Raw genomic sequence first — 12,507 nt, 5'->3', positions numbered from 1 at the left:
CAGTAACTAGGTGGCTGCAATTATACTATAGGTAAATAACCCGGTAGTAGTTATTTTACTGTCACTTTTACTACCATCTCTAAATAGTTGCCATAGTAATTATCAGGATCAGGATGTATTCTATATGTAAAAGAATCTTCTCCGGTAAAATTTTTAGGTGGAGTGTAGATATATATTAAATTCTTAAAGCCACCTGCGTATGCTACACTTTCATAGGTGCCCTTTTCTGGCTTAAAGACACTCCAACCGCCTACCCCCGGGCATATCATATCGTTCATAAATATTCTAATAGACTTTGGTGTATTTTTAGTGGTTTCTATGGAGTCAGCTCCTAATACAGTAGTACAATTGTTAGGGTCTAATGGCCGTTCTACAAACAAGCGGATTTTCTCTGATTTACATATCTCCGGGCTACATACCGTATACATCAAGCTATCCGTTCCGAAAAAGTTAGTATCAGGTTTATAATACGTGTCTCCATCAGCTTCTACGGATAATTGCCCATGCATAGGCTTATCGAACATTACATTGGCACTTCCTTTTATACTATCATTAATTAAAGGGTCAAGTCTGTTTATCCAAGCGCCGGAATTGTAAAAGTAAATATCGTCTGGGTATAATTGGAAATCCTGGAATGCAATTGGCAATACATCATCCATCACCTTATCGCAGCTTATAGCTAACAAAATACTTCCTGTCAGCAAAAATAGCTTTTGAAGTTTTGAGAAGTAGCCTTTCATTATGAGTGGTAAATAGTGCGTTCTGATGGTAAGACAAGCAAGGTATCTCAAGGGTTGCCTGGCCTTTATCTTTTCCTAAATTTTACTGAAGCCTTTTTCTAATAAAATGTACAACTACCCAACAGTGTTTCTACTATGAATCGAGTAAAGCGAATGCTTTTTAGTAATTCAGAATTGAGCTTGATGGCCGTGCAGTATAGCCGGAAATGATCAGTAAAAAAAATGAAATTATTTTTTTCTTTCAGGCAACCCTTCAAAATAAGGCCTTGTCTTATCAGTAGACAAAGCTTAATACACAAAGAAATACTTACTTTTTCTGGTAAATCCTGCGCAGGGGCCTCCTTAAGTTTAAAAGACCTATTACTGGTCAGTCTTGTATAAACCTTAACCCATTAACTAATTTCTGATTTATGGCTTTAGCCTTAGCTATTGCTTGATATAGCTATGCCGGCTAGTTGCTTGCTTTTACTAATAAACACCCTATGTTCTTAAACAATTTATACAATGACACCCTTTATTAAACAGTTTGTTACAAAACTATTTTCACACAAACCCTTTACAGTACATGTATGGTGGCCTTCCAATGCTTCTTTACATACAATACTTAACAAAGCCTCAGTACTTTTACTAACAGCTATTATTACTTTAGCTGCTTGCAAAAAAGATGATGAACTAAAACCTGCTCCAGAGCCGCAAGCCAAAGTTACGGCCAGTGCCGGTGCAGACCAGACTATAAAATCTGGACAGGTAGTAGCATTAGATGGCAGTGCATCCAAAGACAGCAAAGGTACAGCTCTAAGCTATGCCTGGATTTTTACGAAGAAACCAGCTGGCAGCACTACTTTGCTTGTTAATGGAACAGCTGCAAAAGCTAGTTTTACAGCAGACGTAGCCGGGGAATATGAGCTGGAACTCACCGTAGCTAACATCCATGGGCAAGCGAAAGATAACGTGCTAATTACTGTAACCCCACCAGATTTAGTTGCCTTAAGTGGAGAAATAACTACAGACCGTATACTGGAAAACATCAATCCAGATCCTACAAAACCCGACTACCTGGTTACAGATCATCTTCTGCTGAAAGCCAAACTCACAGTGAAACCAGGAGTAATTATTGAATTTGAAAATGACAAAGGGTTACATGTTTTCCCGCAGGGTACGTTAGTTGCAAAAGGCACCCAAGCTGAAAGAATTGTTTTTACCGGAAAAACTAAAACAGCCGGTTTCTGGAAAGGTATATTATTAGAAAGTAACAACGAGTTGAATGAGTTAGATTTTGCTGCCATAGAATTTGCTGGCAGCAGCAGTTTTATGCAACTACAGGCAGATATTCGAGCTAATCTAACTTTAGTAAGTAGTACAAATGCAGCATCTTCTATTAAAGTAGCCAATACACTTTTTGCTTTCAGTGGCGGCTATGGGATGTATGTACAAGGAATGTCGGAGCTGAATGGCTTCTCTACCAATGTGTTCAGCAAAAATACTGGTAGTGCCCTATATGTGCCCGCCCGGCAAGTTCATAAGCTGGATGCTGCGTCTGTTTTTACAGGAAATAATGGCTATAATGGCGTAGAAACAAGTGGTATAATAAACCATTTTACGGAAGTAACCTGGCCCGATCTGACTGATAACGGCAGTTATTATGTTACTGGCGACATTTCTGTGCAATCTGGGTTGCAACTAGCACAAGGTGTAAGCCTGGAGTTCATGCAGGGACTGGTGATGCGGGTAGAGAACAATGGCTATTTATATGCAGCTGGTGAGCTGACTAACAAAATTACCTTTACTGCCCGTACTAAAACAGCCAATCTTCATTGGGGAGGTATTGTATTTAACACAGCACACGAACAGAATAAACTGGTATTTGCAGAGGTTTCCTATGCTGGTAATAAAGAGGTAGATACCTATAAAGCTAATGTTGTGGTAGGTGCCGGTGGTAACGTGTCTATTCAGCAATCAGTCCTTACAAATAGTTTAGGCTGGGGTATTGTTGCTTTTACACATCAGGGGGCTCTCCTTAATACCGATGCCGGAACCTCAAACACATTTAGTAATATGGTACAGGGAAACATAAAATTAACATCTGTTGAAGTACCTGCTGTAACTCTTGCCGGAGAATGGCTGGATGATTGGAGTTTTAAACGGGAGTATGCACTGGATGAAAAGTTCTATGACCGGCAGGCTAATAAATGGTTCCGTGGAGCAGCCGATCCCTGGACGATGAATCCACATGCCGGGTTTGGCTTAAAAATTAAGGAGGATGGCAGCTATATATGGACAATTGCTGAATATGGCCCGCAGGCTGGCTGTGGTAACCCTTATTCAGCCGAATACATTACCGGAACAGTAACGCAGGCTGCAAACATGCTTACTTTTCAGGAAAGCTACTGGCGCAGCAAATTTTACAACCCCTGCGATACCAGCCAGAGCGTAGACCTGGAAGTGCAGCCAGGCGGTATGACTCTCCGTTACGAAATCACCCAGCTACATGACGCTGTTACCGGACAACCTTTCTGGCAACTGAAAATTTTCAATCCTGACAATACTTCATTCAACTATTATAGACACTGATGGGCTATCGTGTATACCTGGTAGCCATAAGAGTAATCAGGTATACACGATAGAATTTATATGCGATTACCCGAAGGAATAGGGAATAATTAACTGGTTCATTCTAACAAGCTTGGCTTTTTTATCGCCTTATGGTTGGCCATTTATGCCTGCTTTAGCTGCTAAATGTACAGTAACTAAATTATATAAAGTCAAGTATAAGTAGATAGCTGGCAACCTAGGTAGGCAAATAAATATTAGTTTGCAGTAAAAGTATTCGAGTTGATTGTAGTCTTGAGGCTAGTAATAAGTAAGTACAATTGTGTTGAAAAATTTATGATCGTATTCCTTTATAATGTGAAGATATTTACCTAAATATACAAACGAAACCAGCATGTTTTGCCAATCTGGTACCTTTATTGTGGCAACTTCACTAGCGTATACAGATGGCTTATTTTGATTAAACTATTTTTTAAGATAAATAAACATCATTTGTCATACTACCGTTAGCTGAAACTACTTTTTATTCGATAACTCAGAGGCGAGAATTCAGATCGGCTATTATTTAGCTATGCTAACAACTTAACATGATACTACAAGCCTAATTAAATTCAAGTACTATTAGTCAACGGTTAAATTACAGGAAAGCAGGATTGTTTTGTGTAAATGTGCTGTGCCATGATGTTTACATTTAGGGTTTGCAGCCATTAAAACTAATGTAGCCTATATTATATATAAATAAGTATAGGTTTTTAAAGCTTTAATCTTGTAGCGCATATGTTTCAGTTGTCATTTTACTATTTATGACCAAACTACTACCAAAAATCACCAACAGGCTGACACGCCTCATGGAACAAACCATTCCCTACAACCTTCGCTACCGGCCTACAGGCACTTATTGTACCAGCGAAGAGTTTTGTAAAGCCAACAGTACAGATGCACGTTGTATAAGCCTGTACCCTGAGCTTACAACTAAGTTAAAAGTACCTGAGTCTTTATATCAAGCTTTATCGGCATATAAAGTGTACGATGGAGACGCAGCGGATGATCCGTGTACATTAGCTGTAACCACCCATTACCAGGTGGTAAAAGTGCCCAATGGACGTATATTTACAGATAATGTAGGGACAATAGCTGTTATAAGTGCAGATAATAAGCTGATTAACGATGTGTCTTTCCAATACAATCCTAGCAAAGGTCCGGACCCGGTTAATGCAGTTTTTAAACAAAAGTATTTTAAAGAACCTGTATATTACAAAGGCACTGTATTTACGGCGTTAACTGGCGGAGGAGCCGTAAATAATTATGGACACTGGCTAATTGACGTACTGCCACGTATTTTTCTGTTAAAAGAAAGTGGATTGTTTAATACAGTGGACTGGTTTGTATTACCTAATTATGCCCATGACTATCATAAAGACTCGTTGAAAATGCTTGGTATAGATGAGCACAAAATCATCAATGGGCAGCTGGTGCATCATCTGCAGGCAGATACAATTATAGCTTCTACGGCTCCACGTGGAAAGCGGAGTTTTCTTATTCCGGATTGGGTTACAACCCTTCATCGCAAATACTTTCTGACCGAAGAAATACTGGATGATAAGCCATCTCCGGCTATGATATACATTAGCCGCAAAGATTCCAACTTACGCATAGTAACTAATGAAGATAGTGTAATTAACGTACTTAAGGCGGATGGCTTCGAAACCATTTTATCTAGTAAGTTATCTTTCAAAGAAAAAATTAACCTTTTTTATAAAGCAAAAGTTATTGTGTCTGCCAGCAGTGCTGGGCTGGGCAGTTTATTCTATGCAAATCCGCAAGCCAAGGTACTGGAAATATTTTCGCAGGGATTTGTTCATACGCACTATTACAATATGGCCAAATCGGTAGGGATGAACTATTATTATCTTATCTGCAAACATCCTTCGCCAGCTACGACTAGTAAAGAGGGTGAACGGGAAGATATAACAGTGGATATAGATAAATTGAAGCAAAAAGTACAGGAGATGTTGAGTACTGGCCCTAATGCAAGTGACATTATTCCGGGATTAACGTTCCGGATGTATTTGTAACATACCCTTCACAAATTTACAAGAGGCCATACCCTGTCTAAATGGTATGGCCTCTTTGCTACTGTACTGCATCAAAATATTCGTCATTTGGCGCATCTTTTGATAAAGAGCTTCCTTTACAATTTTAAGTTGAAAACTTATTTCCTTTGTAGGCAGATGGCTGGCAATAAAAAGATTTAAGAATAAACCTGCTAGGAATATATATTGTAAGGTTGTGCTTTTATAATCTGGGATCAATAGGTTCGCTCTCCAAAGCTAATACACCAAATACACATTCATGCACATTGCGTAAAGGCTCTTTCCTGGCAAATCTTTCTAACCCCTCCATCCCTAAAGCAAATTCCCGTAAGGCTAAAGACCGCTTTCCCGATAAACCTCTGGACCGTAAACGTTGCAAATGTTGAGGAGCTGTATATTCCGGGCCATAAATTATCCGTAAATATTCTTTTCCCCGGCATTTAACGGCAGGCTGCACAAGTCCTTTGCTGCCTTTGCTAATGAAATTCAGCGGTTTTACCACCATTCCTTCACCACCTGTAGCAGTAAGCTTCTCCCACCAAGTAATGCCTTGCTGGTATTGCTGTTCATCTGTCAAATCTAGTACCTGATAGGGAGTGGCCATTAAAAAATCCGGATCAGCTTCACAGATAGCTTTTATGGTTGACATATGCCACACATGATCTTTATCTGTATGCACAGCATCTTCTGTAGCCAGAATGTGAAAAGGAGCTAGCTTGTAATCTTCTATAGAAGTTACGCTCCAGCAGTAACGTCTGTAAGCTTCGGAGTATTTCTGTGTCAGTTCTCTTCGCTGTGAATATTCATTGAGCAATTGCGAAACATCTATACCTCGTTCACTGGTTTGATATAGTACATCCACCACATCAGGCAAAGCGGCACCGGCAGCAGTTCCCACAGAGGCATACTGGTTTTGTAACAAAGCCAGTGCTTTAGCTGACCAGGGCATTAGCTCACAATCCAGGCATACCCAGGTTGTTTGAAACCTCTCCCAGAAATGGCTCTTATCCAACGCATTTTTTAGCCGTTGCATAAACGCTTGTTCCAAAGCAGAGTCATTAAAGAAGTTCCGGCCGGTACGGGTATAACAAGTGCCAATGCCTTCGTTATGTACACCAAACCGGCTTAGTGCCGCTGCTTCATCCCGGCAAATAACCACCACTGCCCGAGAACCCATATGTTTTTCCTGACACACTACTTGTGTAATACCTTGTCTGGCGTAATACTCTAATGCTTCTTTCGGATGCTCCAGATACTCGGGCAACTTACTTGTTTCACAAGGCGACATAGTAGGAGGAAGGTAGATAAGCCATTTGGGATTTACAGCAAAACGGCTCATTACCTCCAGGGCAGCAATAGTATTCTCTTCCCGGATGGTTACCGTATGGGCTAAGCTGGTAGAAATTATCCGCTTCCCTGTTACTTCTTCAATATCCAGTACATCATCTTCTTGCTGTTGCGCACGTAAAGCCTGGGCTTTACGTTTTTCATAATCCAGTGGCTTGGCCGATTCATAATATACTTGCTTGGCAGGTATGCTTACCAGTTCTTTTTCCGGATAACGCAGGGCAGTTAAAGCGCCGCCAAATACACAGCCAGTGTCAATGTCAATGGTATTATTCAGCCATTCCGGCTCCGGTACGGGTGTATGGCCATATACTACCATAGCTTTTCCCCGGTAGTCGGCCGCCCAGTTATAGCGTACAGGTAAGCCAAATTCATCGGTTTCTCCGGTAGTCTCTCCATATAAACAAAAAGCCCGAACAGCTCCGGAACCTCTGCCTTGCATTTCTGCCCGTAAGCCAGCATGTGCCACTACCAGGTTTCCATGGTCTAGTACATAGTGGCTGACTAGTTTATCCAAAAATACATCTACTATCCGGATAAATTCTTCCGGCTCGTGTGCCAGTTGCTCCATGGTAAGTGCCAGGCCATGCTTTAGTTGTACATTTCTGCCCGATAGCTTTTGGTGCAGTTTCATATCATGGTTGCCAGGTACACACAAGGCAGTATTCGCATTTACCATACTCATGACTACCTTTAGTACTTGTGGAGAGGCAGGGCCGCGGTCTACCAGGTCACCCAGGAAGATGGCTTTCCTTCCGGCAGGTGGTGTTACAACAAACCCAAAGTTTTGTCTAGTAGCTTCTACCTGTTCTACTTTATATTCCAATCTCTCTAATAGAAGCATTAGTTCATCGAAACAACCATGAATATCTCCGATGATATCAAACGGTCCTGTTTCTGCTTTTTTATTATTATGCAATGGGTCCCGTACAATTTGTTCTACCGCATTTGTTTCTTCTTCAGAACTTAATATATGTACATGCCTGAATCCTTCCCCTTTTAGGTTTCTTAACGATTTTCTTAACTGCTGCCTATGCTGTGCTATTACATGTTTTCCAAAATTTCTGTCAGGACGTAGATTGTTACGTTCATAACAAACTTTTTCGGGCATGTCTAATACAATAGCTACAGGCAGCACATGATATTCTCTAGCCAATTGGATAAGGTGTTTTCTACTCTCCGGCTGAACATTGGTGGCATCTACTACGGTAAGCAAACCTCGTTTTAATCGTTTAGCTACTATATAATGGAGTAGTTCAAACGCATCTGCAGTAGCCGCCTGATTGTTTTCATCATCGGAAACGATACCGCGGCAGGCATCGGACGAAACTACTTCTGTAGATTTAAAATGTTTGCGGGCAAAAGAGGATTTTCCGGAGCCAGAAGCACCAATTAATACGACTAAGGAAAGTTCTGGAATTTGTATATACATGAGGAATGGATGCTTAAATAAAGTAAAAGCTATTTTGTTAGTTTACTGAGTATATAGGTTAGGCAGATCGCAAAAAGTATAAATGATCTTAATTGGACAGAGCTTTTTATTTTGCTCCTTCCTAAGTAGAATAGCTGGTTAGCAAGAACTTACCTAGGTATAGTCTCAAAGATGGCCATTTGCGAAGAGGCGCCTACCATAACATCTTCTGGGCCAACAGGCAGAAAGTGTACCTGGTAATGATACACAGAAGCTACATTTTTTGCCCATACTTCAAACTCAGCCCTTGTCCATTCAAAACGGTGGTCAGCATGGCGAAATGTGCCCGCTGTAAGCGTTTCATATTTCTGATTATATTCCGCATTAGGTGTGGTAAGTACAATGGTACCTGGTTTGGCAAATCCGAACACTACCCGTTCAAAAGTAGCTAGGCGGGATTTATTTAAGTGTTCAATTACTTCAACAATAGCCGCTGCATCGTATCCTGCCAGACGTTTATCTCTGTACAACAATGAGCCTTGAATCAGTTTAATACGTTCCTTTTGCTTTTCTGGCAAGCGGTCCAGTTTTAAGCGGTCTCTGGCATTTTCCAGTGATTGGAATGAAACATCCATTCCCAGGATTTCTTCAAATTGCTTCTCCAGCAGGAGTAATCTTAGTAGTTTTCCTTCGCCACAACCCAGATCCAGAACCCGTTTGGCTCCACTTTTTACCAACTGCTCTACTGTTAAAGCCAGACGTTGTTCGTGTAGGGTTTTCTTTTTTTCTATGATTTCAGCAGGTAACTCTTCCTCAAGGCCAACTTCTGCTTGTTCTTCTGCGCTAAGTATGGCTAAGGCATATTTGGTAAGGGGAGCCAGATTCTTTAAATACCTCCTGGTAATTTGCTCCCGTTCCGGATGAGTTTGCAGCCATCCTTCGCCTTTATCAAGAAGTTTTTCAATTTCATGCTCGCCTACCCAATAATGTTTATCATTGTCCAGTACCGGAATGAGTACATACAGATGGGATAATACATTTTTTAACCGGATAGTATGTGTCAGTTTAACTGTGAAATACCGGCTTTCTCCCCACTCCGGGAAGTTAGAATCTAGGGGGTGATGTGTAGCTTGCACTTGGTAGCCTAAAGGTTCAAATAGCTTCCGCAAAAAGTATTCGCCGCCTTTGCAGGGAAGTACAGAAATAGTTACTTCCACCGGTAGGGATGTGTTGACCAGTTCAGGCCTGTCTTTGCAGGTACCATTCATTGCTGTAGCAAAAGCTCTGGCAATGGCCACACTCATAAAAGAAGAAGCCACATAGGGGCGGTCGTTTACATACTGTTCCAGAGCAAATCCTTCGCCGGACGGCCCTTTGGCATTCCGCACCAGGCCAACAGGATCGATATCCAACAATAAAGCTATAGTACATTTCTCTTCAGTAGCTTCGGGATAAAAAATGTGGGCTTTGCCCTGCGAAAGCTCTACTGATTGTACCTTATCAGGATGTTTATATAACAAATAGCCTAAATCAGTAGCTGGCTGGTGTGTAGTGGAAATAGTTAAAAGCATAATTTAGATTGACGAAATCGGAAAGTGTGGAAATTTTGAGATTTTACCAAGTCGTTTTTATACTACCTATTGCAGGCTTTAGAAATTTTGAACGTTTTTTGGAATCTTAATGTGGGTAAAAGGAGATAATAAGAAAAATTTCTACCTATAGACAAACAGTATAAAAACAAAAAGCGCAGCCAGGGGCTGCGCTTTTTGTGTGCAATAGAGTACAGAACATTTATCTTTACTAGCTTCCGCAGGCCTCGCATCCTTCCGGATCGTCCAGGGAGCAGGTCATGTCATTGGCATTTTGCTCTTTCGCGCGAACCATTTCGTCCTGGCTTAGGAGTACGGGTTGCAAGGCTACTTCGGCTTGTTTTTCTACTACAGTAAACTTCACCGCATCGGCAGCTGCTTTGGTACGCAGGTAATACATACCAGTCTTCAGGCCTTTTTTCCAGGCGTAGAAGTGCATAGAAGTCAGCTTTCCGAAGTTCGGGTCCTGAATGTGGATGTTCAGGCTTTGGCTCTGGCAGATGAAGGCACCCCGGTCAGCAGCCATATCTATAATGGTTTTCTGCTTAATTTCCCATACAGTTTTGTACAGGTCTTTAATATGCTGTGGTATTTCAGGGATATTTTGAATAGAACCGTTAGACTTAATTACTTTGTTCTTCATCTGCTCATTCCACAGGTTCAGCCGTACCAGGTCTTTTAATAGATGTTTGTTCACCACAGTAAACTCACCTGACAGTACACGGCGGGTGTAAATGTTGGAAGTATAGGGTTCAAAACATTCATTGTTACCTAATATCTGAGAGGTAGAAGCAGTAGGCATAGGAGCCAGCAATAAAGAGTTGCGTACACCATACTGCTTAATTTCTTTACGTAAGCCATTCCAGTCCCAACGGCCAGATTTGGGTTCTACACCCCACATATCAAACTGGAAGATGCCTTTAGAAATAGGCGAGCCTTTAAACGTTTCGTATGGACCATGTTTCTTGGCTAGTTCCATAGAAGCGGTTAGTGCGCCAAAATAAATAGTTTCAAAAATATCACGGTTTAGCCCTTGCGCTTCATCTGACTCGAAAGGCATACGCAGCATAATAAAGGCATCTGCCAATCCTTGTACACCTAAGCCAATAGGGCGGTGGCGCATGTTGGAGTTTCTGGCTTGCGGAACCGGATAGTAATTAATATCTATGATCTTGTTCAGGTTTTTAGTAGCTACTTTGGTAACTTCTAATAACTGCTGGTGGTCGAATTTGCCATCTACTACAAATTTTGGCAAGGCAATAGAAGCCAGGTTACAAACAGCTACTTCGTCATTGGAGGTATACTCCATGATTTCGGTACACAGGTTGGAAGATTTAATGGTACCCAGGTTCTTTTGGTTAGACTTGCGGTTGGCGTGGTCTTTAAACAAAACATACGGTGTACCTGTTTCTGTCTGCGATTCCAGAATTTCAAACCACAATTCCTGTGCTTTTATAGTTTTACGGGCTCTGCCTTCGCGTTCGTATTTTTCATACAATTTTTCGAAGTCATCGCCATAGCAATCGGCCAAGCCAGGGCATTCGTTGGGGCACATCAGCGACCAGGTGCTGTTCTCTTCTACCCGCTTCATGAACAGGTCAGGAATCCAAAGAGCATAGAACAGGTCACGGGCACGTAATTCTTCTTTGCCGTGGTTCTTTTTCAGATCCAGGAATTCAAAAATATCTGCATGCCAAGGCTCTAAATAGATAGCAAAAGCGCCTTTGCGTTTACCGCCCCCCTGGTCTACATAACGGGCTGTGTCATTAAACACTTTCAGCATGGGAATGATACCATTAGACGTGCCATTGGTACCTTTGATATAAGAACCAGTAGCCCGTACATTATGGATGCTTAAACCAATACCGCCAGCAGACTGGGAAATTTTAGCGCATTGCTTTAATGTATCATAAATTCCATCAATACTGTCGTTCTGCATGGTAAGCAGGAAACAGCTGGAAAGTTGCGGTTTCGGTGTACCTGCGTTGAACAGGGTAGGCGTAGCATGGGTAAACCATTTCTCTGACAGCAGATTGTAGGTTTCAATAGCTGCTTCCATATCATCCATATGAATGCCTACGGCCACACGCATCAGCATTTGCTGCGGACGTTCGGCTACTTTGCCATCAATTCTCAACAAATACGACTTTTCTAAGGTTTTGAAACCAAAATAATCGTAGCTAAAATCACGGTCGTAGATAATACTTGAATCCAAAAGAGCTGCATTCTTCCGCACCACTTCATATACCTCCTTAGAGATCATCGAAGCATTCTCACCAGTTTTTGGATCTATATAGGTGTAAAGCCTTTTCATGGTGTTGGAAAAAGACTTGCTGGTGGTTTTATGCAAGTTAGACACAGCAATACGCGCGGCTAATATGGCATAATCCGGGTGCGTGGTAGTCATGGAAGCCGCTGTTTCGGCTGCCAAATTATCAAGTTCAGCTGTGGTTACGCCATCATATAAGCCGGCAATTACTTTTTTAGCAATTTCTACTGGCTGTACATAGTTAGTATCTAAACCATAACTAAGCCTTTCAATTCTGGCTGTGATCTTGTCGAACTTGACAGACTCGCGTCTTCCGTCTCTTTTGATTACAAACATAGATTTAAGGTTATGGGTGAATGAATAATAAAATCTATTGATCCATGCATTTTAAGTGTATTACGTAACTTAAAACGAATGTGTCATGAAAGTAACTAAATTTTTTTGTTAAATTTTAATATATGGATACAAAAAAAAGAAATATACTTTTATAAGGAAAGTGATTAGGGAA

Annotated in this window: 6 protein-coding genes; 2 read left to right on the top strand and 4 right to left on the bottom strand. The window is 41.2% G+C overall.

Translation table 11 applies throughout. The features are described from left to right. Positions 1 to 50: 50 nt before the first annotated feature. Positions 51 to 740: an Ig-like domain-containing protein gene (locus Q0590_RS27560; protein ID WP_302040870.1), complete on the bottom strand. Its 690-nt coding sequence runs from the start codon at positions 738 to 740 to the stop codon at positions 51 to 53. 504 nt (positions 741 to 1,244) lie between these two features. On the opposite strand from Q0590_RS27560, the gene Q0590_RS27555 reads away from it, so the two are divergent. Beyond that, positions 1,245 to 3,311 carry a PKD domain-containing protein gene (locus tag Q0590_RS27555; RefSeq protein WP_302040869.1) on the top strand — a complete coding sequence of 689 codons (2,067 nt, stop codon included), beginning with the start codon at positions 1,245 to 1,247 and terminating at the stop codon, positions 3,309 to 3,311. 782 nt (positions 3,312 to 4,093) lie between these two features. Beyond that, positions 4,094 to 5,365 carry a glycosyltransferase family 61 protein gene (locus Q0590_RS27550; RefSeq protein ID WP_302040868.1) on the top strand — a complete coding sequence of 424 codons (1,272 nt, stop codon included), beginning with the start codon at positions 4,094 to 4,096 and terminating at the stop codon, positions 5,363 to 5,365. A 220-nt stretch (positions 5,366 to 5,585) separates the two neighbouring features. Here Q0590_RS27550 and Q0590_RS27545 read toward each other — a convergent pair whose 3' ends face one another. The 3 genes from Q0590_RS27545 to Q0590_RS27535 all read right to left on the bottom strand — a co-directional run bounded on the left by Q0590_RS27545 (position 5,586) and on the right by Q0590_RS27535 (position 12,335). Next, a complete protein-coding gene (locus Q0590_RS27545; RefSeq protein WP_302040867.1) occupies positions 5,586 to 8,162 on the bottom strand; it encodes a polynucleotide kinase-phosphatase in 2,577 nt (858 codons plus the stop codon). A gap of 149 nt (positions 8,163 to 8,311) precedes the next feature. Next, a complete protein-coding gene (locus Q0590_RS27540) occupies positions 8,312 to 9,712 on the bottom strand; it encodes a 3' terminal RNA ribose 2'-O-methyltransferase Hen1 (RefSeq protein WP_302040866.1) in 1,401 nt (466 codons plus the stop codon). A gap of 229 nt (positions 9,713 to 9,941) precedes the next feature. Next, entirely contained in the window at positions 9,942 to 12,335 is a 2,394-nt protein-coding gene (locus Q0590_RS27535; protein ID WP_302040865.1) for a ribonucleoside-diphosphate reductase subunit alpha, read from the bottom strand. Positions 12,336 to 12,507: the final 172 nt, after the last annotated feature.

It is taken from the genome of Rhodocytophaga aerolata (genome assembly GCF_030503435.1).
Classification (GTDB): Bacteria; Bacteroidota; Bacteroidia; order Cytophagales; family 172606-1; genus Rhodocytophaga; species Rhodocytophaga aerolata.
This window is presented reverse-complemented; position numbering and strand designations above follow the sequence as displayed.